Source organism: Alteribacter lacisalsi, assembly GCF_003226345.1.
GTDB classification, from domain to species: Bacteria; Bacillota; Bacilli; order Bacillales; family Salisediminibacteriaceae; genus Alteribacter; species Alteribacter lacisalsi.
Map to the genome: position 1 here is coordinate 444,105 of NZ_PDOF01000001.1, position 23,405 is coordinate 467,509.

Below are 23,405 nucleotides of genomic sequence, written 5' to 3' on the forward strand. Positions count from 1 at the left end.
GGGACGGGAGCCGGCGGGTGATATACCCACATCTCGATTAAACATGGGGATACTTCACCGGAAATTAAATGAAATTCCCAAACTCAACTTTCTTTAAGAACCAGGCACTTTCAGCGGTTTTTCCTTCTGTACAAACCCCATACGCTCCCACTTTCGTCCTTTCCAGCGTTTGAGCATGATGAGTCCCCTGAACCATTCATCGGCAATAAACGAGATCCAGATTCCGACAAGGCCGAGACCGAAAATGAGCCCTGCAGTGTAGGAAATGGTTACAGACACACCCCACATCGAAAGAATTCCCATATACACCGGAAACTTCACATCTCCTGCAGCTCTGAGTGAGTTGATGACAATTAGATTGAACGTCCTGCCCGGCTCCAGAATGATCGTGAGGAGCAGAAGAATACCGCCCAGTTCAATGATGTCACGGTTGTCTGTAAAAATTCCAAGAATCGGTTCCCTGAAAAATGCGAACAGGAGGGCCGCCCCCGTACTGACGGCAAAACCGATCCAGAGGCTTTTCATACAGCGTTCGTAAGCTTCACGGTGTTTTCCCTCGCCAATAAGGTGACCGACAATGATCTGGGTACCCTGTCCGATCGCTACGGCAAACAGGAGGATGAACATCATAATATTCTGGGTGTAAACTCGTGTCGTCAGCTCGATTGTACCCATTGAGGATATAAAAATAGTGATAACAACCTGTGACATGTTATAGGAAAGGTGTTCACCGGCAGAAGGAATACCGATTTTGAGAAGCTGCTGAAGTTCGGGTTTTGGAAAACTGCGGAACATATAGGCAAAAGGAAGCTCCCCATTAACGCGCTTGTATAAAACCACCGCCAGGATGATGACACCAATCGTCCGGCTGCCTGCTGTACTGATGGCCACACCGGTTGCCCCAAGTTCAGGGAACATACCAGGTCCAAAAATGAGCAGGTAGTTGCCAATCACGTTAAGGACATTCATTCCGAGGGTGATCCACATGGCGTCTTTGGTAAAGCCGTGGCTTTTTATGATAGCACCTGCTGTCATGATCAGTGCCTGAATAAAGGCAAACCCGCCTACAATTCGCAGATACATTAGGGCTGTATCCATCAGTTCCGGTGGCAGATTCATCACACCGAGAATCTGAGGGCCGAAAACGAAGAGAACAAGACTCAAGACAAGTCCGAAGACGAGGTTCGCTGCAATGGAGACAACAGCAATCTGTCCGGCCTGCCGCTCCTGGCGGGCACCGAGGTACTGGGCAATGAGGATCGTCGTTCCCATGGCTACAAACCCGAACATGACGATAATAACACTCATTATTTGGTTTGCTACACCGACTGCAGCCACAGCGTTGTCATCGTATTGACTGAGCATGAGGGTGTCAGCGTTTCCCATGAGCATATGTAAGAAAATTTCAATAAAAATAGGCCAGGTGAGGGCAAACAGGGTTAGTTTCTTTTTTGTATCTGTCTGAGACGGTCTCATGATGTGTACCCTCCTATCGGTCCTGGCCCCGGGTCTGCCGGGAATCCCAAGTTTGTGGACAAAAACGAATTTTGCTATATTCATTTTATAGATGCATGTTCATATTTAATAGTGATAAACACGAAGACATTAGCACAAAAACGACTTGAGGTGGAAGTGTGAAGACGATAAAAGTACGAGTTCCTCCTGTGCCGGTATTCATTAAAGGGGGGAAAGGAAGCTTCCGAAAAGGACGAAAACATCTGTCCAGAACGTTTGAAGTGTTTGATCTGCTGGTCGTACATAAAGGAACACTCTATATGGAAGAGGAAGGAATCCGTTATGACGTGAAGGAAGGAGAATACCTGCTCCTTGTACCGGGTGTTTTCCATGGAGGCTATCGGGCCTGTACAGAAGATACAGAAATGTACTGGGTGCATTTCAGACTGCCGGGTTCTTTCGAGATCGTTCCGAACTGCTCTTTCGACTGGTCGGATATATTGAAAAAGGAAAGTACATATACAGAAGAAGCTGAATTTGATCTGATTCTCCCTGCTTACGGGAAAATAAAAAACCGGGCACGACTGGAAACCATTCTTGCAAGGCTCAACAGCCTGAATCTGTCAGGTTCACCTGCTGACCAATTGATGCAGCAGGCTGTCTTCTTTGAGTCGCTTCTCTTCCTTCAGCGGGAGGCTGTAAGACTGCCCACAAGTGCGGAACAGGTAGCCAATGATGTTGTACGATTCCTCCACAGTCATTACCGGGAAACAGATCTCACTGTGGAGAGGATGGCCAAAGTGCTTCTGTATCATGCCGATTACCTGTCCAGGTGTATGAAACGCACGACCGGGCTCACCCCGGGGCAGTATCTGAACCGTTACCGGATTGAACGGGCAAAGGAGCTGCTGAATACAACCGAACTGGATTTAGGTGCAGTAGCCGTGGAAGTGGGTATTTCGGACCGCAGTTATTTCTCCCGGCTGTTTAAAAAGACAGAGGGGGTAACACCGACAGCCTTCAGGAGCCTGAGAATAAGGGGGCGTTAGGGGAAACGTGACGGGAAATTTGCGCAACCGATTGCAGTTCGTTATTCAGACATAGCGATTTTGTGAAAAATAGGCTTAAATCAAAGGAATCAAAAACGGTTGAAATTATACTGAAAAAATAGAAAACGGTTACAAAAAAATAGAGAAAAAGGGTTGTTTTTATTTAAAGGTGCCTATATAATGAAGTTGTAAAGATGATGCAAACGATTTCACAGAGCTTTTGCCAGCCTGTGAATTGTTTTTGCCTCATTTGTGCAAACGGTTGTCTTGCATTTCGTACTCAAAGCTGAAAACAGGCCATTGGTCCTTTGTTTAAGAAGACCATTTAGAATCTCTTCTGATCTGAAAGCGCTTAAGGCGCGGACAGAAGGAATCTGGTGAAGGCTTCCGCAAAAGAGTACATAAAAGAGGGACAATAGATTGCACAAAACAAACACATACTTATTTCTAAGGGGGAAACACCATGTTTAAAGCCAAGTTTTTGACACCGGCAGCACTTCTTGCTCTATCCGTCGGCCTTGTTGCCTGTGGCGGCGGGGATGACGAAGCGGATGAAACTCCGGCAGATGATAACGGAACAGAAGAAAACGGAGAAGCTGCTGAAGGGGATGCGGACGAGCCCGAAAAACCAGAAGAGCTTTCCATGTGGGTAAACGATGAGGATTCACAGCTCCAGGCATACGAGGATATCGCAGAGCGATTTGAAGATGAGTATGACATCGCTGTAAACATTACACCTTTCTCCATGCTTGATCAAACCGATGCGATTAGTCTGGACGGTCCATCCGGACAGGGTCCTGACCTTTTCTTCCAGCCGCATGACCGTATGGGAGACATCGTTCTTCAGGGGCTTGCACGCGAGCTTGAGCTTACAGACGATCAGGCAGAACGCCTTTCTGAATACAACGAAGAAGCTGTTACATCCTTCAGCTTCGAAGGTGAGCAGTACGGAATTCCTGCAGTTGTGGAAACGTATGCACTATTCTACAACACAGATATTATCGACGAAGCTCCGGCCACTGTGGACGAGCTTATGGCAATTGCCGAAGAGCACACGGACATGGGAGCTGACCAGTACGGATTCCTTATGGAAGCAACAAACCTTTACTTCGTATACCCGTTCCTGACTGGTGCAGGCGGATATATCTTTGACCAGGACGAAGACGGTGTCTACAACACTGAAGATATCGGTCTTAACAATGATGGTGCTGTAGAAGGCGCTGAATTGATCCAGTCATGGTTCGAAAACGACTACATGCCGACTGGCGTTGACGGCGACATCATGAACGGTCTCTTCCAGAGCGGTGACGTGGCAACAGTAATCACTGGACCATGGGCAATTCCTGACTACCGTGACGCGCTTGGCGACAGCCTTGCAGTTGCGATGCTTCCTGAGTGGGACGGCGATCAGCTGAACTCCTTCTCCGGTAACAAAGGATGGCTCGTATCCGAGTACTCGGAAAACCATTACTGGGCAACTGAACTTGCCCTGTTCCTGACGAACGCAGAAAGTTCCGAGCATTACTTCGAAACAGCTGGTGAGCTTCCGGCTCACACGGCAGTAGAGATCGATGATGAATTTATGAGCGCTGTATTTGATCAGTCGCAGGTAGCAGAGCCAATGCCGAACGTACCTGAAATGAGCCAGGTATGGGAGCCGGTTGCTGACGCACTGCAGTTTATCTCCCAGGGAGATGACCCGCAGGAAGTACTTGACGAAGCAGTAGAACAGATCCGTGAGCAGATTTCCATCATGGGTCAATAATCAGGAAAAAAGAAGGGATTGGAGACATCACTCTCCAATCCCGATTCTTTAAAGCAGGAGGACGCAACTATGGCTGCAAACGATAATCAACCAGACGTAAAGATCGTGAATAAACAACACAATCCAACTGTAGCTGCATTGCTATCGATCATTCCAGGTTTCGGGCAAATGTACAATAAGCGGTTTGTCAAAGGTGCAGTCTTATTCATTCTCTTTGCGGCTTTTGTTGGAGTATTAGCTGAATTTATTACAGATGGTCTTCAGGGACTTGTCACACTTGGGGAAGTTCCACGGGAAGATGATTCCCGACTCTTTCTGAGCTATGGAATTCTGTCTCTGATCTTTCTAAGCTTCTTTATTACATTTTATGTCTTTAATATTCTGGACGCTCGTAAGGACGCAAAGAGAATTCAATTAGGCTGGGAAATCCCCGGGATCAGACAGGGTTTTAAGAATGCCTGGGATAATGGTTTTCCTTATTTCCTTATCGCACCTGGATTGTTCCTGCTTGTCTTCGTTGTTATTTTCCCGCTTCTTTTCATGGTGGGACTGGCATTTACGAACTACAATCTGTATAACGCCCCGCCAAGAAATATTCTTGACTGGGTCGGCTTTGACAACTTTGTCCGACTCTTTACCATTTCTGAATGGCGGAACACGTTCTTCAGTGTACTATCCTGGACGCTGATCTGGACATTTGTTGCAACGACACTGCAGATTGCTCTGGCGCTCTTCCTTGCCATTCTCGTTAACGATGCACGGGTAAAAGGGAAGAAGCTGATTCGGACAGTATTCATTCTTCCATGGGCTGTTCCTGGCTTTGTTTCCATTATTATCTTTTCTGCTCTTTTTAACGATAACTTCGGAGCGATTAACCGGGATATTATAGTCCCGCTCTTTGGTTCAGGTATCCCGTGGATGAGCGATCCTTTCTGGGCGAAAGTGGCCCTGATTATGATTCAGGTGTGGCTCGGCTTCCCGTTCGTATTCGCACTCTTTACCGGGGTACTGCAGAGTATTTCCAGCGACTGGTACGAAGCAGCCGATATCGACGGGGCGAACCGCTGGCAGAAATTCAGCAACATTACCTTCCCGCACGTGATGTTCGCGACGGCACCGCTTCTGATCATGCAGTATTCGTTTAACTTTAACAATTTTAATATTATTTATCTGTTTAACCAGGGGGGGCCGCCGGTTCGGGGACAGGTCGCCGGAGGAACCGATATTCTCATATCCTGGGTCTACGGACTGACATTTGAAACCCAGCAGTTTAATATGGCTGCTGCCATCTCGATCATTCTCGGACTTCTGGTTGTCACATTCGCCTTCTTCCAGTTCCGCCGTTCACGATCGTTTAAAGAGGAGGGGCAGATTTAATGAGTATTCAAGCAGCAAAGACACGTAAACCGATGAGTAAAAGAAGAAAAAATTTCCTTGAACTTGCATTGATTTATACAATTATCGGGGTCATGTTCGTGATCATTTTCTACCCTCTTCTGTGGGCACTGGGTCTTTCCCTTAATCCGGGGTCCAGCATGTACGGCGCCCGGATGATTCCTGATAACTGGTCACTGGAACACTACGTCTGGCTCTTCACGGATCCGCGAAGCAACTATGTTCAGTGGTACCAGAACACGCTGATTGTCGCATTCTCCACCTCTTTGATCGCCACCTTTATGGTTGCCCTCGTAGCTTATGCGTTCTCAAGATACCGCTTTGTCGGACGTAAGAACGGACTATACGCGTTCCTTCTTGTCCAGATGTTCCCGGTACTGATGGCGATGGTAGCCCTTTACATCCTGCTTAATATGGTCGGTCTTCTTGATTCCCTTCTTGGTCTGATCATTATCTATGTAGGCGGCGCCATTCCGATGAATGCGTTCCTGGTAAAAGGATATTTCGATACGATTCCGCGGGAGCTTGATGAATCTGCCCGCATCGACGGTGCAGGTCACCTGCGCGTATTCTTCCAGATCATGCTTCCGCTCGCGAAGCCGATTCTGGCGGTTGTTGCCCTCTTTAACTTCATGGCACCGTTCATGGACTTCATTCTGCCGCGGATTGTACTCCGGAGTCCGGAGAACTTTACGCTCGCACTGGGACTGTTTAACTTCGTAAACGACCAGTTCGCCAACAACTTTACGCGATTTGCAGCCGGTGCGATTCTAATCGCTGTACCAATCGCAGCAGTTTATCTGTTCCTGCAGCGCTACCTTATTTCCGGACTTACTTCAGGGGCTACGAAAGGGTAGAAGGTGCTGCTTGTCTTAGTGAGATACGGTTTAAAGAAAGAGCCCCTCTTTCTTCCGTATCTTTTTATTTGCAAAAATACCGCAAATTCAGGAGGAATGTATGATGCAGGATACGAGTTTTGCCATCCATCCTGGTAAAGAAAATCAGATTGAGGGCACAGACTATCGCGATATTGGAAATGTCCTTTCTATTGAGAAGGGTGAAACCCATCTGAATCTGGAGTGTGAGAACGGATTTGTTACGGTTCTGTTTTACAGTGATGATGCAGCCAGAATTGTGATGAATCAGAAACACTCACCTGTACTGGATGAAAGCTTTGCCGTAATCCAGACACCTGAAAACGTCCACGTAGAATATGAAGAAAATGAAAACAGTGTGATCATGAAGAGCGGTAGTCTTTCGGTTCATTTTGCGCTGGAACCGCTTCGGATCAGCTTTACTGATGCCACGGGTAAACCGATCGTATCTGAAGGTGAAAAAGGGATGGGCCACAGCGCTGCAGGCGAGGTGATTTGTTTCAAGAATGCAGATGCTGATGATCATTATTACGGCTTCGGAGAGAAGACCGGTTTTCTTGATAAGAGCGGCGAAAAAATGACTATGTGGAACACAGATGTGTATGCACCGCATAATCCGGAAACGGATGCCCTGTATCAATCAATTCCCTTTTTTATGACACTACGCAATGGGCGTGCCCACGGTCTGTTTTTTGATAATACAGGAAAAACTCATTTTAATATGCGTAAGGATCAAGGCACATATTTTTTCAGCGGTGAGAGCGGGCAGCTCGATTACTATGTGCTTGCAGGACCTGGGATGAAAGAAGTGCTCGGAAACTACACTGTACTGACCGGTAATATGCCGCTACCGCCAAAATGGGCACTCGGCTACCATCAGTCCCGCTACAGCTACGAAACAGAATCAGAAGTCCGTGAGCTGGTTAACAGCTTTCTGGAAAAAGAAATACCGGTCGATGCGATTTATCTGGATATTCACTATATGGACGGCTATCGTGTTTTTACATTTGATGAAGACCGGTTCCCTGATCCCAAAAAGCTGATCGCGGACCTGAAGGAGAAGGGAGTCCGTGTCGTTCCGATCGTGGATCCCGGCGTTAAGAAAGACCCGGAATATCTGGCTTATCAGGAAGGGATCCGGGAAGGGCATTTCTGCAAGTACATTGATGGAGCGATTTATCACGGGGATGTGTGGCCCGGAAGCAGTGCCTTTCCTGACTTTACAAGTGATGCGGTCCGCGACTGGTGGGGGAATAAGCATACCTTCTATACCGACCTTGGGGTTGAAGGCATTTGGAATGATATGAATGAGCCGGCCGTGTTTAATGAGACAAAAACAATGGATATTGCCGTGATGCATGATAATAACGGAAATCCGAAAACACACCGGGAGCTTCATAACATTTACGGGCTCAAGATGGGAGAAGCCACCTATGAAGGGATGAAGAAAAACCTTGGCGGAAAGCGGACATTTCTGCTGACCCGTGCCGGATTTGCAGGAGTTCAGCGATACGGCAGTGTCTGGACTGGGGATAACAGGAGCTTCTGGGAACATCTCCAGCTTGCCATTCCGATGTGCATGAATCTTGGCATGTCCGGGGTGCCTTTTACCGGACCTGATGTGGGCGGCTTCGCCCACGATGCAAACGGACAGCTTCTTGCCCGCTGGACACAGTTTGGCACGTTTACACCATATTTCCGGAACCACAGTGCCATCGGGACAGTTCGTCAGGAACCATGGAGCTTTGGAGAAGAAGTAGAAGCGAACGTAAAAAAATACATCGATCTGCGCTACATCTGGATGCCGCAGCTGTACAAGCTGTTCCGTGACGCTTCCGTTACCGGCCTTCCAGTGATGCGCCCGCTGGTGCTGGAATATCCGGAAGATAAAAACACGTTTAATCTGAGTGATCAGTTTATGGTCGGAGACAATGTCATTATTGCACCAATTACTGCGCCGGATATGTTTCACCGTGCCGTTTACCTTCCTGAAGGGAAATGGGTTAACTACTGGACTAAGGAAAACCTGCAGGGGCCAAAGCATATTCTCACGGAGGCAGACATCCAGACCCTCCCAATCTTTGTGAAGGCGGACAGCGTTGTTGCGCACGGATCGCCGAAGCAGTCAACCGCTGTGGAAGAATTGGAATACCAGCTTCACGTCTATACTGGAGATAAAGGGGAAACCTCCTATACTCTGTATGAAGATGACGGAGAGACATTCGGCTATGAAAAAAATGAAGCGTTTGAAAAGTATGTACAATTCTCGTATGATCGTGATATGTTAACGGTTACAACTGAACAGATTAATCAGACCTATACCCCGTCATGGGACGGGATTACAGTTTATTTATATGGGGCCGGGGAAGTAACTGCAGCAACAGTGGATGGAAACCGAGTTGAAACGGAAATTTCTGCTGATGGTGTGGTTAAACTGAGAATAAGAAGGTAACAGGATTTACTGATACCACAGTTATTGTTCTTTAATTTTTGATGGCTCTTTAGGTAAAGGCTGTTTTATTTCGCTGTAGGCGGACGCTTTCCGCTGGCAAGGCCTCAGCCTCCTTGGGAATACAGCTCTCCGGGGTCTTCGGCTCTTGCTTTTGCAACTGGAGACGCCGCCTTTCGCTCAATAACGTCATGTGAGCTTTGTTTTAAGAATTGAAAATGGTCCATTAAATACGTGCACAGCCTCTATTCAGTCATTTTTGAGGATAGCGGTATAGATAGCGGACCAGTAAATGATCCGGCAAAGCAGATTCTGCAATCTGCAAGAATGAATAATACTCGAAGGGATGTAAAGCCCATGGCCATAACAATAAAAGATGTGGCAAAACGAGCAAATGTGGCTCCCTCCACTGTATCACGGGTGATCGCCAACAGCCCGAGAATCAGTCAGCGTACAAAGGAAAAAGTGAGGGAAGCGATGAACGAGTTAGGCTACCATCCTAACTTTAATGCCAGGAGCCTCGCAAATCAAAGTACCAAAACGATCGGACTGGTCATGCCAAACTCTGCGAACAAAACGTTCCAGAATCCATTTTTCCCCGAGGTAATCCGGGGGATCAGTACGAAAGCCCATATGCTGGAATACGGTCTTTATCTGTCAACAGGGCAGACAGAGGAAGAGATTTTTGAGGAAGTACAGCATATGGTTCAAGGGCGCCGGGTAGATGGGATTATTCTGCTGTATTCCCGGGTAAATGATAAAGTCATTTCGTATTTGTATGAGCAGAATTTTCCTTTTACCGTCATCGGCCGTCCCTACGATGCACGAATGTCCAATATTACTTATGTGAACAATGATAACTTTAAAGCTGCAAAAACAGTTACGGAATACCTCCTGCTTCTCGGCCATGAGAGGATCGCCTTTATTGGGGGCAATCTTGACTTCGTGGTAACCGTTGACCATATGGAAGGGTATGAGCGGGCACTTAAAAATGCCGGAATTAGACTGCGTGATGACTATGTGGTGTTTCACGAGGAAATTCAGGAAGGCGGCCAGGAAGCGGTAATCGACCTGATGAGTCTTAAAGAACCCCCTACGGCTATGCTGGTGGCAGACGACATGATGACTTTCGGGGTGCTTCGGATGCTGAGTGAAATGGACATGAAGGTGCCGGATGATGTGAGTATCGTCAGTTTTAATAATGTGATGATCTCCGAACTCTCTGCACCGCCAATGACCACGGTGGATATTAATATTTACAGTCTGGGCTATGAAGCAGCCACATGCCTGATTGAAAAGATTATGCACCCGGCTGTCACTCCGAAAAAAGTTCTTATTCCACACAAGCTGATTAAACGGCAGTCCTGCCAGCGCCAGGCAAAAAAACTGGCTCCTCAGTAAACCTCGTATTTGAACCACCTGCTTTCAGCGGGTGGTTTGTTTAATGCAGGCCTTCTTTGGATAATCAGGTACGGGTTTAATCCGGGTGTTTAAAAGGAAGATTGTGCTATAATATGGCTTAACTAAAAAGGTAGGTGAATGTGTTGCCAAAGTCGAAGTTTTTCAGGTTTTTATACGGATTGACTTTTATTCTTCTCATTATTTATCTGGCAACGAAAGTACCGTTTATTTTTACGCCAATCAGTGTGATGTTCTCAACACTGTTTGTACCCTTTCTGATTGCCGGGGTGCTTTTTTACCTTCTAAGACCCATTGTCGGTCTGTTACATAAAAGGAAGGTTCCGAAGCCGCTCTCCATATTGGTTATCTACCTGATGATGATCGGTGTTATTACCGGTCTCGTCTTTCTCATCGGACCGACACTCCAGGAGCAGGTAACAAACCTTGTTGCCAATGCACCGGCTCTGTTTAACGATTTCCGGGCGATGCTCATCGATCTTCAGAATAACGAATGGGTGGACCGCTTCCAGGAAACAGATAACTTTTCCATTGAAGAGATTACAGATAACTTTACTGCCTATCTGACTCAGGCTTTTGATGTAATTACAAGAAACATTGCCGGTTTTATCGGCACGATTACTAGTATTCTGATTATTATCATCATTATCCCGTTTATACTTTTCTACATGCTCAAGGACGGGGAGAAGCTTCCTGATACAGTCCTTAAATACCTTCCGGAAAAACAGCGGGACGAAGGACACCGCATTCTGAATGATCTGGACGGGGCACTGAGCAATTATATTCAGGGACAGATTATTGTGAGTTTCTGTGTCGGTGTTCTTATGTACATTGCATTTCTCATTATCGGTATTGAGTATTCTCTCATTTTGGCCCTCGTAGCAATGGTCACTAATGTGATTCCGTTTATCGGGCCGTGGATCGGGACCATCCCGGCTGTTATTGTTGCCATCATTGACTCACCGTTTATGGTGCTGAAGGTTCTTATTGCGATCGTGATTGTACAGCAGGTGGAAAGTAACGTAATAAGTCCGCAGATAATGGGGAAAAAGCTGGCGGTTCACCCCCTGACTATTATTTTACTTTTACTCGTTGCAGGACAGTTTGCCGGCCTGATCGGACTGCTCCTGGCTGTGCCGACGTACGCTGTTTCAAAGGTAGTCGTTTCTCACGCATACCGTCTGTACATGCTCAAACGGAAGCAGGATCATGAAAACGACAAAGAGAATACTTCCGAAACTTGAAGATCGTAACCGTTTTTCTATATACTGTACAAAGCAGTTCACTACACGCAGAGGTGATGATTAAACATGCCGCATGAAATTGATGGAATCAAACAGGTAGATGCAGAGGAATTGAAGGAGCTTGTAAAAAATAAACCGGCAGACACGGTTGTTATTGACGTCAGAGAGCCGGAAGAATACGAAGCAGGACATATTCCAGGAGTTCCGCTCCTTCCGATGAACAGTGTACCGGAGATGATTGACGGCTTTTCAAAGGAAAAGGAATACGTGTTTATCTGCCGCAGCGGGAACCGCTCCCAGAATGTAGCAATGTTTTTGAAAGATAAAGGCTTTGACCGAGTCACAAACTACGACGGCGGTATGCTCGATTGGGAATACGGCAAAAATGAGGGGCCGGAGGAACGGATTGAAACTCCGGAAGACCTGAAAAAGCGCTAATAGGAAAAAAGACCTTTTATCATTAAATGATAAAAGGTCTTTTTTGCGTTATGTCAGGGTTTCTTACACCTCGGTTAAAATTTGATCAAATGATAAGCCCTCTTCAAATGTTTAGCACGCAATTCGTAGGGGTAATTTATCACCAAGAAACATCAAAAAGCATCATGATATGCACGCAGTTATGATTGCAGAAAAAATCCACTACTTAAAAAACAGGAGGTACAAATCATGCTTTGGACAATTGTCGCGATTATTATTGTACTATGGTTACTTGGATTCAGTTTTGAGGTTGGCGGCGGTCTGATTCACCTGCTTCTCGTTGTTGCACTGATTGTTGCAATTATTAATTTGATTTCAGGCAGACGAGCCTGACGCGAGCAAGAGACAGTGGCGGAGATCACATAAAGGAGACCCTGCAGAAAAAGAGGGGTCTCCCTTTTTGTTTGGCTGTATTCGGTTAGTTGCCTATTGACCAAATTATTTATGGAGCGAAAGGTGGCGACTCCAGCGGGATCAGCATCGACTGAAGACCCCGCAGGACGATTTTCCCGAGGAGGCTGAAGCGATGCCCGCGGAAAGCGTCCACCTGAAGAGTCATAAAGCAACAATCTTTTCGAGAACAGGTTTTTGTTTCTGAAATCTAAAGATGATCTGTCTTTTTTGAATAGCTGTGTTTGTCTGTTTTCTGCCGTGCAGCCTGCTCTTGAAGATTTTTCTCTTCGCGGCGGGCCTGACGGTCAACAGGCTTTTTATCCGGATCGCGGTTTGGGTTGTAAGGCATGACGCCTGACCTCCTTTCGTCAGTTCTACTATGTGCTTCAGACGAGAAAGATATGTAAGGTTTATCCCAATGTAAAGGGGGTAAAGTATTATTACCAACTAAAAAGAAGGGGTGAGTGATGTTGGCAAATAAACTGATTACATCCACTCTTGTGGCAACGGCCGTTGCTGCAGGCTCATACTATTTTGGAAAAGAAGAGAACCGTGAAAAGCTGTACCATTCATTCAAGCGAATAAAGTCGAAGGTTAAAAATGAAACGAAAGAAGACCACAATCCCTACCTGAATGAAAAGGTCGGCCATTCAGATCCGGATGACATCCAGGACAACTCAATGGTTGACGAAGGGGCAATGTACTCCGTCAACTACTACAACGAAAATATGAACAAGTAACGACTATAAAGAACCATCATGCATACATGGTGGTTTTTTCTCTTGAAATTCGACTAGAATAAGAACCAGTGAATGCGGTTGCGTTACAGAAGGAGAGACGGCAATGCTAGCAAAATTTAATACGAGCGTATCTGAAGAAATCAAGAAATTTTCGGTTTCCGTAGGCGCTGCCCTGATTCTGGCGATTACGCTTAACTTTTTCCTGATTCCGGCAGATGTATTTGCCAGTGGTTTTACAGGGCTTGCCCAGATTTTATCCGAGCTTGTTCCCGTGATATCAACTGGGATCTTTCTCTTTGTCCTGAATATTCCGGTAGCAATCCTGGGCTGGAAAAAAGTCGGGAAGAGTTTTACTTTTTACAGCTTTGTCAACGTTGCAGCGACAACGTTTTTTCTTGAAATTATACCTATAACCGTCATAAGCGACGACGTCATTTTGAATGCAGTGTTCGGCGGGGTGTTAAGCGGGATCGGCGGCGGGCTTATTCTTAAATACGGTGCATCCTCTGGCGGGGTGGACATCCTGGCACTTATCATGGCACGCTCCACCGACCGCTCACTTGGTGTATATTTCTTTATTATGAACTCCCTGATCGTTGTTTCGGCAGGACTTCTGTTCGGTATGGAGCAGGCACTCTACACGCTTCTGACCCTTTATGTTGCATCGCGGATCATTGATACGATCCATACCCGTCATGTGAAGCTGACGGCGATGATCGTCACGAAAAATCCGGATGAGCTTCAGCGGGTTTTCCATGAACGTGTGGTGCGCGGCGTCACTAGAATCCCTGCAAAAGGCGGCTATACGAAAGAGGACAAGGAAATTCTGATGATTGTAATTACCCGTTACGAGCTTTATCATCTGCGCCATATCATTGAAGAGGTTGATCCTACGGCATTTACAAATATCGTTCAGACCACTGGAGTTTTCGGGATGTTCCGGAAGGACTGAGTGATTCAATATAAGCTTCGCTTCACGCCGTCCGTTCGTTTACCGCGGCGATGCCGGCTGGCATCCTCGGCTGGAGCGTGAGAAAACGGCTTCAAAAAAGGCCGTGTAACGTTCTCCGGTTCCTGACGACTAATGTATCAGAACGAACAGAGATTGTGAGGAGGCATGCCAGTTATGAAAGCAGCAAAATGGATGAAAGGCATCTCGTTCTCTTTTTTCGCGCTCGCACTTGCAGCCTGCGGAACCGGTGATGACCCGACGGGTGGCTCAGCTGATCCTGATGAAGAAAACGGAGAAGAACAGAGCGAAGAAGAGGCATCTGTCAGTGAATACGATCTTACTTTTACAATGTATGTTGAAGAAGACGGTGACACGCTTCGTACAATTATGACGATTGAAAACGAAACAGACGAGGAAATCCGGCTGGATTTTGCATCAAGCCAGGAATATGATGTGGTGATCGAGGAAGACGGAAGCACCGTTTACCAGTATTCAGAAGGCCAGATGTTCACCCAGGCTCTCGTAAGTGAAACGATAGAGCCCGGCGGAGAATATGTGATTGAAGATGTATGGGAGGCAGGGGAAGACCTGTCCGGCCGCACACTTGAAGTGGAGGCTATGCTGAACATTTTCTCTATTGATAACGAAGAAATCGACAACAGTGTCTTCACCCTTAATAAAATGGTGGACCTGTAAGCATACGTGAGAGCGTCCCGAATCGGGACGTTCTTTTTTATACCCAGATATATACCCAGAAAAAAATAATATTGACTCGCGGAAATTATGGAAGTATGATTTAAGTAATCGATTACGTAATCGATTACTTAAATCATAGGGAGTCGTTGCAAAGTGAGTGTTAAGAATAATGAAGCAACGCAGATCAGAATAAAAGACGTGGCATTAAAAGCAGGTGTTTCGACGGCTACCGTTTCTCATGTGATAAATGAGACGCGTTACGTGGCAGAGAAAACCAGAGAAAAAGTATTGGACTCAATGAAAGCGCTTAACTACCACCCTAATTCGGTTGCCAGAAGTCTGCGAAGTAATAAAACAAAGATTATTGGTCTGCTTATTCCGGTAAAGGAAGCAGACACGTCAAATTTTTTCTTTATGTCCATTGCCCACGGAATTGAAAGCAAGTTAAATGAAAGCGGTTACCAGGTGATTCTGAGTAATTCCAAAGAAGATGAGGCACTGGAGCAGAAGCAGCTGCGAATGTTTGCTTCACAGAACGTGGATGGGATGATCATTGCTTCAGCGGGTCGAAATCAGCAAATGTATCATGATATTCTGCCTCCCGGCTGTCCGGTTGTGTTTATTGACCGGAAGCCTGAAGGATATGAAGGTGACTGTGTTTTAGTGGATAATTACCGGGGCACCTACGAGGCTGTTACTCATCTGCTGGAAAAAGGGCATCGCGACGTGGGATACATTACAGGTCCCCTCGGCATAACCACAAGTGACGATCGTTTTGAAGGGTATCAGGACGCCTTGAAAGCAGGAGGGATAAAAACCAGTAGAAAGCTTGTTAAAGAAGGTGTCCCTTCACTGGAGAACGGGAAGCACCTTACAAGGGAACTGCTGAAAACACCAATGTCCGCCCTTTTTATAGCCAATAACATCATGACAATCGGTGCGATCAGCTGTCTTCAGGAGAATAGAATCAGTATCCCATCAAAGCTTGCCGTGATCGGCTATGACGATTATGAATGGACGCAGATTACCCAGCCTCCTTTGTCTGTCATTCGGCAGCCTTCAGGGGAGATAGGAAGAAAGGCAGCGGAAATTCTACTTGCACGAATTGATCAGGGAGGTGAATCTGGAAACAGTGAATATCGACTTCAAACGGAGCTTCTGATCCGGGGATCCAGCTGATTCTTCTGAAGTAAAAGGCGGAAGGAATTAAATATCCATATTATTCATAAGGAGTGAAATGAATGAAAAGCAGGATGCCTATCGTGAAAAAACGCCAGTCATATTTTTGTGTTTTTCTTGCAGTTATATTGCTTATGCAGACTGTCTCCTACTCTTTTGCAGGAGAAGCCGGTGCAGAATCAAATAAAGAGGAAGGGCCGGATGATCAGTACTTAATCGATAATCCCGGTTTTGAAACGGGTGACCTTACCGGATGGGAAGTGGTAGAGGGAGAGGCGTTTTCTGATGCAAGCGTGTCTTCCGACTCAACTTACTGGGATGGAATTCCTTTTAATCAGGAAGGTACATATCACCTATGGGGGGCACTGAATGATGGAGATGGCAGAACCGGCATTCTTAAATCATCCGTTTTTACTCTCGGTGGAACCGGTGAAATTAACTTTTTGATCGGAGGGGGCCATTTACCCGATCAGTATGTGGCGCTTGTCCGGGCGGATGACGGAGAAGAGCTGATTCGACAGAACAATGAACGATTTAACGATTCAGCAGGTGAGTCCTATCATCGCGTACTATGGGATGCCTCGGAATTCCTTGGTGAAGAATTGCGGATCAAAGTAGTAAACGGTTCCACTGGAGGATGGGCGCACATCAATGTGGATGATTTTCAGGTTTACCACAAACCTGGTGGAAGTGATGAAGAACCTCTTCCTGAAGTTGTTTCCCACTGGAAATTGAACGAAACAGAAGGGGCTCTTGCAGAAGAAGTAGTGAGCGGACAGCAGGATGACGTACATTATGTATTTAACGACGCTTCGGACAAACCTTCCACGGATCCGCTTTGGAGTCAGGGAATTTCAGAGGGTTCCCTTTTGTTTGACGGATTTTCGACTTGGATTGAAAGGGACGCAGCAGACATGAAAGAGCTGAACAGTACGTTCAGCATTGAGGCATGGGTGGCCCCGCGATCTTATGAATGGGGAAACGGTGGCAAACCATCGGCTATTATCAATCAGCATGATGCAGCGAAGAATGAAGGTTTTTCCCTTGGAATGGGGCGGCATGGGACCTGGTTGTTTGAAGCCGGACTGAACGGATCCTGGTTTACTGTGGAAGCAGAAGCGGATATGCAGCTGGAAAAATTTCAGTGGTCACATATCGTAGCTTCGCTGGAGCGGGAATCACGGAAGATGACACTGTTTCTAAACGGGGAGAAGGCAGGAGAAACGATTATTCCTGTAGAGCCCCGCTTTATGCCGTCAGATGAACCACTCCGAATAGGCAAGCATAATCAGCCTTCTGAAATCAACGGGGTGTTCACTGCGAACATGTTTAACGGACTGATGGATGAGATCGTTATTCATGGTATGGCATTTGGTGAAACCGAGGCAGCAGAGGCCTACAACTCGTACACAGAACATTTTGATAACGGCGAACATCCGGAACCGGAAATGGACTACGACCGGAGCCGCTATGACGGTGACCGTCATCGTCCGCAGTACCACTTTATATCGCCCGAACACTGGATGAATGAACCTCATGCGCCATTTTATTTTGAAGGAAAGTATCATATTTTTTACCAGCATAATCCGCACGGACCTTACTGGAATCAGATTCACTGGGGTCACGCCGTGAGTGATGACATGATTCACTGGGAGGATATGCCGGTTGCTCTGGCACCGGATGGGGGGTCCGTTTCACCGGATGGTGTGTGGTCCGGTGATGCGGCAATAGCACCTGACGGAAAGCCTGCCCTTTTGTTTACAGCAGGGGATGACAGTAAAACACCGAATCAGATGGTTGGACTGGCCAGAAGCACGTTCGGGGAAAATGGAGACGTGAATCTTCCAGAATGGCACATGCATGACGAACCTGTCACTGTTCAGGAAGAAGATCTCCACGCGGATGAAGGGGAAATTATGTTCGGCCAGTTCAGAGACCCTTACGTGTGGGAAGAAGACGGGACATACTACCAGCTCGTAAGTTCCGGAATCAAGGACGAAGGAGAGCATGTTGGCGGGACAGCGCTTTTATATACATCAACCGATCTTTACGAATGGACGTATAAAGGACCTTTTTTTACCGGAGATGTACAGAAATATCCGGCTACCGGGCATGTGTGGGAACTGCCTGTCTTTCTACCTCTGAAGGATGAGGGTGGGGAAGATTCGGGCAAACATGCGTTCTTTATCAACCCGTGGTACGACGGATACAGTGAACACGATGTGAAATATGTCTGGCACTGGATTGGCGAATGGGACCGGGAAGAAAATCGCTTTGTTCCTGATCATGAGGAGCCGAGACTGTTTGACTATGGGGAGCACTTCACCGGTCCAAGCGGTTTTGAAGATCACGACGGACGTTCCGTGCTGTTCAGCATTGCGCAGGACCGCCGCTCCGAGCAGGAACACTTTGATGCCGGCTGGGCACACAATGCAGGACTTCCCCTCGAGCTGTCGCTGACAGACGAGGGAGAACTGGGAATTGCACCGATCCGTGAACTCGAAGGTCTGCGTGAACGGAAACTGATTTCGGATCGGAATGTACCAGCCGAACGGCTCAGCCGAAAGTTAAACCGCATTGAGGGAGACCTCCTTGAAATAAAGCTCGAAGTTGAGAACATTGACGCTGATGTATTTGGACTCACGCTTCGTCAAAGTGAGGACGGGGAAGAAGAGACACTTCTTTACCACCGTTTCGAAGATGACACGTTCGGTATCGACCGGAACCGTTCAAGCCTCGATCCAGATACAAGAAAAGGGGTTCATGAAGGGGAGCTCTCGCTTGAGGATGGGGTGCTGAACCTCCACGTATTCCTTGATCGCTCAATGATTGAGGCCTATGCAGATGGAAAGCGGAGCATCACCTCCCGCGTCTATCCGACACTGGATGCCATGGGTGTTGACGTGTGGACGGAAGGGGGAGATGTCAACATCAGGAAATTCGATATCTGGGAACTTGGTTCTGCCTATGGAGAAACCGTACCGGCAATGAATGCAGATCCAGAACCGATTGTGCCGCATAAGTCCCTCCCTAACCATACATTTCAGACTGGTGATTTAACAGGGTGGGAAATTATTGAAGGTGACGCCTTTCAGAATGCTCACGTGACAAATGCAGCCAACTGGGGATGGGGCGGAGATTTTAATCAGGCTCATACCGAAGTAAATCCCAAACATTTTCATTACTGGGGCCACAATGGTGAGCTTGGAGGAGATAGTTTGACCGGAGAAATGAAATCGCAGAATTTCGTACTTGGTGCAGAAGGGAAAATCGATTTTCTCGTAGCTGGAGGCAATGATCTTGAACGGCTTTATGTAGCCCTTGTACGCGCATCAGACGGAGAGTATCTGGAAAAAGAAACCGGTCGGAACACGGAACAGTACAGACGTGTTCACTGGGATGCATCCGACTATGTCGGTGAAGAACTATATATCAAGGTGGCAGACCAGCATGAAGGCGGTTTTGGTCATATTAATCTGGATGATGTGAATGTCCAGGTGGATCTTCAGACGGAATTTGACCATGAAGATCTGGTTATCTATTACGGCACCGATCAGAACTGCCGGCCTCGGGGCAAACCGAATCAGCCGGGCCGTCCTGAGCAGCCGGGGCTGCCGCCCTGCCCGAAAAAATGAATGAACGATACACAAAACACCGGAGCTCTTATTGAGATTCCGGTGTTTTTCTGTACAGACCGATTCCAGAGAAAGGTCTCCTCTTCATCAATCATTATCCACCATCCAGTTTATTCCTCCCCGTAAAACAGCGTGCGGAGTCTGTCCGGAGGCATCTGCCAGACCGGAGTCTGGCCGCCATCCTTAAAGAGTGATTGATAGAGTTCCTCTTTTTGAGCGAGGGCTTTTTCAATCGATTCCTCTACTGTGCCCCGGGTGGTGAGCGCATGTATGGTAACAGGTTTCGTCTGGCCAATCCGATGGACACGGTCGGCTGCCTGGCGGTCCACAGCCGGATTCCACCATCTGTCATAATGAATCACTTCCGAAGCACCGGTCATGTTAAGGCCTGTTCCACCGGTACGGATGGACACAAGCAGAACCGGACCGGCTTCTCCCTGGTTAAATCGATCAACCAGTTGAAACCGTTCCTTCATTTTCATGGATCCGTTCAAAAAACCCGGGGAGAGACAAAAAGCTTCATCAAGCCCCTGCTGAAGAAGATGACCCATTCTCCGGTACTGCGTAAATACTACGATTCGTCTTCCCTCACTCAGCAGTTCGTCAATCGTGTTCATAAACAGCTGCCATTTTCCGGAGCGGCCATCCAGTGGACGCCGTTCATCATAATACTGAGCCGGATGGTTACAGATTTGTTTTAATCGTGTAAGGCCTTTAAAGAAAACGCCTTTTCTTTCTGGAGGAGCTAAAAAGTCCAGTGACTCGGTTGTTTCTTCCACTACAGCACGGTAAAGCAGATGCTGTTCGCGGGTAAGCTCACAGGACCGGGTCACCTCTTTTTTGTCAGGAATCTGCCAATCCAGCCGCTGACGTTGCTTGGTCCGCCGCAGAACAAAGGGTTCGATCACTTTTTTGAGTCGTGTTTCCCTGTCACCGGAAAACCGCTTCAAAAACGAAGAGAGCGTACCCAGATAGCCCTCTGCAAACCAGTCAAACAGGGCCCAGAGCTCTGCAGGGCGATTTTCCACAGGTGTTCCCGTAACGGCAATTCGGTGGCCTGCGTTCAGCTTTTTTGCTTCCTTCCACACACGGGTGCGGTTGTTTTTAATCATCTGAGCTTCATCAAATAAAACAGCGGCCCACTCAGCCGTTGAGAAGATGGCATCTTTTACAAGGATCGGATAGGTGGTCAGCACCACATCACTCTTTTTTAAATCAATTCCGGCCCTGACTGCCGGAGAGCCGTAATACACGGTCACGTCAAGTTCCGGTGCAAAACGGGCAAGTTCAGTCCGCCAGTTTTCAAGAAGAGAAGTAGGGCAGACGATGAGAACCGGCTGATCTTCAGCCTTGGAAACGTGCTCACTGTAGGCAATTGCCTGTACCGTTTTCCCGAGTCCCATCTCATCAGCCAGACAGGCACCGAGACCGAGTGACCTCATGGACAGAAGCCATTCAACCCCTTCGATCTGATACGGCTTCAACATTGGTTTCCATCTGGAGTGGAGGTTCGGGGAGGTCGTGCTCCGTACCGCTTCGAACCAGTGCGGCGAAACGCTCAGACGGATAGTCTCGTCATCATCTGCGGAAGATTCATCATTTTCAGTTCCAGGCATGTAAACAATTTCCTGAATCGCCTGGAACAGGCTTGCGTGATGATCATTTTTGATCCGGTTAATTTCTTTCAGATAGCGCTCCGCTTTTTGAAGATCCCACCGCATCCACCGGTTTTCGAACTGGATAAAGCGGCGCTGCTCTTCCACCCACTCACGGATCTGCTCTTCGGAGAGTGTGGTGTGATGATGGGAAAAGAACCAATCTATTTCCGCCCCACGACCTGACGGCGACGGCGAGACTTCACCGGTTAAGCTGAAGGCCACTGTCCGCTCCCAGCTCTGGGGAACCAGAACCGCGATACCGGCCTGTTCACAAACGGTCTGAAAGTCCTGAAGAAGAGTATAGACAGCTTCGTCGTCCATGACGAGAACAGGTTCTCGGGAGGAAAAAGGTTCAAGACCTGGAACAGCTGCGAGGCGCTGCACTTTTTCCTTTATTTCCATAACCGGATTATGAATAAACGGATGATGTCCGGCAGTGACCTCAGACAGCGTGGCAGTCCGTCTGGTTTTTGTTTCTGTAATCACAATTTCCACCTTCCAGTCGTCTGAGAAAAGGTCCGGTTCGTGTACCGCAAGGGCGAACTGGAAAGGCCGTTTATCCTCAATGCCGAGCCGGCCCAGGCAGAACTGGTAAAGGTGAAGGGGAAGCTCATACGTTTCGCCGGGATCACGAAGTGCGGCTGTCCAGCGCCGGATTCGTTCATCCGGATCGGCAGAGAGGTGCTCCAGGGCTTCTGAAGTGTAACCGGCAAAAAGAACGTCAGCCGGATTTCCTGTGCAGGCTGCCGAGTCGGGCCAAATGACGGGCAGGTCAGGAAGATCGGCCTGCCAGCTGCCGAAACGGCCGGGCACCGGGGCCTGCTTTACCTGCAGCGCTTCAGGGTGCTGTCCTGCCAGAAGATCAGCCCTTTCAAAAGGAATGACTGTACCAGTGACCGGCTTTCCATCCATGTCTTCACCGCTTACAAGCGGAAAAGCGGTGCCGAAAAAGGAAGGTTCATCGTGCCGAAATAAGCGCTGCTTAAACAGGAGCTGATCACTTTTTGCCAAAGGACGGCCGTTTCGTTCCAGCCACAGAAAAAAACCGGGTGCTTCCCGGTCAGGAAAGAGGCCCAGACGTTCAACGTTCGTTTTCAAAACCGTTCAACTCCTTTCGAAAAGCAGCATATCGCGCGTACCGTCTGTGCAGAACGGGAAGCCATGCTAAAAAGCGTTCTGTCATTCCGTGACGTGTGCACGACTGTTCAAGAAGCCCGAGGCAGGTGCGGGCTTCTTTGTAATGAGCGGCAGTGCGCCGCTCGATGAGGCGTTCAATCCATTGAAACAGAAACGGCACAGAGGAGCGGTCCGCAACAGAAGTCCGGATCAGCTCTTTTTCGTCTGTACTGCATTTCAGGGGATCCGGTTCATCAGCCAGAAGAGCGGCGAGGCCGTCTTCGTATTCCTTATGAAACAAGAGAAGCTGAAACCAGACCCGGCGCGTTCCGGGATGATGGCGGAACCGGCCGAGGTACTCGAGTGCTTCATTTTTTAAGGATTCCTTTTCCGTTTCCGGAAGAGACGTGTACCAGGTTTTGTACCTTCCGGCGTGGGGTCTTGTCTGCCATCCGGCAAGCCACTGGGAGCCGGATCGTACGGTGTGTGCTTCTCTGAGCAGCGGTTCCGGCAGCGGAACAGGAATATGATGAGCACACTCGGATCGCAGGTCTTCAAAGAGCGCGCGTTCTCCTAAGCTATTCGGAATGTAAAACGAAGGACGGGCCGTTTCTTTATCCCAGAGGGAGGTAAGGTGTTTTTTTCTCAGGGGCAGGTAGCGCTTCTCTGTTAAGTCGCGGATCGTGAGCCTGAGCACGTTCAATGTGTGAAGGGGGTGGTCGGCTGCAATCGGTTCCGGGTTCTCATTTCTGATCAGCTCCCCGCTGATTGTCCTGGCCTGTTCGAGGCAGCGTTGCGGGTCGATGTTGTGATTGAGCAGTCGTTCGGTCAGACGTGGCACGGCTTTTCCCCCATTCAAGTGATTAGTCTTTATTTTACAGGGTTTGGACAAGGCGGACAAACAAAAA

At 47.8% G+C, this 23,405-nt stretch carries 18 protein-coding genes; 14 read left to right on the top strand and 4 right to left on the bottom strand.

Annotated features, from left to right (window positions below; translation table 11 throughout):
* Positions 1-93: 93 nt before the first annotated feature.
* Positions 94-1,476: an MATE family efflux transporter gene (locus tag CR205_RS02055; RefSeq protein WP_110516451.1), complete on the bottom strand. Its 1,383-nt coding sequence runs from the start codon at positions 1,474-1,476 to the stop codon at positions 94-96.
* A gap of 158 nt (positions 1,477-1,634) precedes the next feature.
* Here CR205_RS02055 and CR205_RS02060 point away from each other — a divergent pair, with 158 nt between their 5' ends.
* The 9 genes from CR205_RS02060 to CR205_RS02100 all read left to right on the top strand — a co-directional run bounded on the left by CR205_RS02060 (position 1,635) and on the right by CR205_RS02100 (position 12,461).
* Positions 1,635-2,504 carry an AraC family transcriptional regulator gene (locus CR205_RS02060; RefSeq protein ID WP_110516453.1) on the top strand — a complete coding sequence of 290 codons (870 nt, stop codon included), beginning with the start codon at positions 1,635-1,637 and terminating at the stop codon, positions 2,502-2,504.
* A gap of 463 nt (positions 2,505-2,967) precedes the next feature.
* Entirely contained in the window at positions 2,968-4,269 is a 1,302-nt protein-coding gene (locus CR205_RS02065; RefSeq protein ID WP_110516455.1) for a sugar ABC transporter substrate-binding protein, read from the top strand.
* 69 nt (positions 4,270-4,338) lie between these two features.
* A complete protein-coding gene (locus tag CR205_RS02070; protein WP_110516457.1) occupies positions 4,339-5,646 on the top strand; it encodes a sugar ABC transporter permease in 1,308 nt (435 codons plus the stop codon).
* Between the two features lie 32 nt (positions 5,647-5,678).
* Positions 5,679-6,521, top strand: a complete 843-nt coding sequence (locus CR205_RS02075; protein WP_110519628.1) for a sugar ABC transporter permease — start codon at positions 5,679-5,681, stop codon at positions 6,519-6,521.
* 100 nt (positions 6,522-6,621) lie between these two features.
* Positions 6,622-8,991 (top strand): glycoside hydrolase family 31 protein, encoded by a 2,370-nt coding sequence (locus tag CR205_RS02080; protein WP_201745336.1) that lies wholly within the window; start codon positions 6,622-6,624, stop codon positions 8,989-8,991.
* Between the two features lie 354 nt (positions 8,992-9,345).
* Complete coding sequence (locus CR205_RS02085) at positions 9,346-10,389, top strand: LacI family DNA-binding transcriptional regulator (protein WP_110516462.1); 1,044 nt, start codon at positions 9,346-9,348, stop codon at positions 10,387-10,389.
* 140 nt (positions 10,390-10,529) lie between these two features.
* A complete protein-coding gene (locus CR205_RS02090; protein WP_328587707.1) occupies positions 10,530-11,651 on the top strand; it encodes an AI-2E family transporter in 1,122 nt (373 codons plus the stop codon).
* 66 nt (positions 11,652-11,717) lie between these two features.
* Entirely contained in the window at positions 11,718-12,089 is a 372-nt protein-coding gene (locus CR205_RS02095) for a rhodanese-like domain-containing protein (RefSeq protein WP_110516465.1), read from the top strand.
* A 228-nt stretch (positions 12,090-12,317) separates the two neighbouring features.
* Entirely contained in the window at positions 12,318-12,461 is a 144-nt protein-coding gene (locus tag CR205_RS02100) for a lmo0937 family membrane protein (RefSeq protein ID WP_110516467.1), read from the top strand.
* 268 nt (positions 12,462-12,729) lie between these two features.
* On the opposite strand, the gene CR205_RS20380 is transcribed toward CR205_RS02100, so the two are convergent.
* On the bottom strand, positions 12,730-12,870 hold the full coding sequence (locus CR205_RS20380; RefSeq protein ID WP_201745337.1) for a hypothetical protein: 141 nt from the start codon (positions 12,868-12,870) through the stop codon (positions 12,730-12,732).
* Between the two features lie 121 nt (positions 12,871-12,991).
* On the opposite strand from CR205_RS20380, the gene CR205_RS02105 reads away from it, so the two are divergent.
* The 5 genes from CR205_RS02105 to CR205_RS02125 all read left to right on the top strand — a co-directional run bounded on the left by CR205_RS02105 (position 12,992) and on the right by CR205_RS02125 (position 19,723).
* The gene (locus CR205_RS02105; RefSeq protein WP_236634682.1) at positions 12,992-13,261 is read left to right on the top strand and encodes a hypothetical protein; all 270 of its coding nucleotides are present in this window, start codon (positions 12,992-12,994) and stop codon (positions 13,259-13,261) included.
* Between the two features lie 103 nt (positions 13,262-13,364).
* Positions 13,365-14,213, top strand: a complete 849-nt coding sequence (locus CR205_RS02110) for a YitT family protein (RefSeq protein ID WP_110516471.1) — start codon at positions 13,365-13,367, stop codon at positions 14,211-14,213.
* Positions 14,214-14,387: 174 nt separating this feature from the next.
* A complete protein-coding gene (locus tag CR205_RS02115) occupies positions 14,388-14,909 on the top strand; it encodes a BsuPI-related putative proteinase inhibitor (RefSeq protein ID WP_161524639.1) in 522 nt (173 codons plus the stop codon).
* Positions 14,910-15,062: 153 nt separating this feature from the next.
* Positions 15,063-16,088, top strand: coding sequence for a LacI family DNA-binding transcriptional regulator (locus CR205_RS02120; protein WP_236634683.1), 1,026 nt, complete (start codon positions 15,063-15,065; stop codon positions 16,086-16,088).
* 62 nt (positions 16,089-16,150) lie between these two features.
* Positions 16,151-19,723, top strand: a complete 3,573-nt coding sequence (locus CR205_RS02125) for a GH32 C-terminal domain-containing protein (RefSeq protein WP_110516475.1) — start codon at positions 16,151-16,153, stop codon at positions 19,721-19,723.
* Positions 19,724-19,833: 110 nt separating this feature from the next.
* Here the strand turns inward: CR205_RS02125 and CR205_RS02130 are convergent, their stop codons facing one another.
* On the bottom strand, positions 19,834-22,479 hold the full coding sequence (locus CR205_RS02130; protein ID WP_110516477.1) for a DEAD/DEAH box helicase: 2,646 nt from the start codon (positions 22,477-22,479) through the stop codon (positions 19,834-19,836).
* Positions 22,463-23,338: a hypothetical protein gene (locus CR205_RS02135; protein ID WP_110516480.1), complete on the bottom strand. Its 876-nt coding sequence runs from the start codon at positions 23,336-23,338 to the stop codon at positions 22,463-22,465. The genes CR205_RS02130 and CR205_RS02135 overlap by 17 nt, the downstream gene beginning before the upstream one ends.
* Positions 23,339-23,405: the final 67 nt, after the last annotated feature.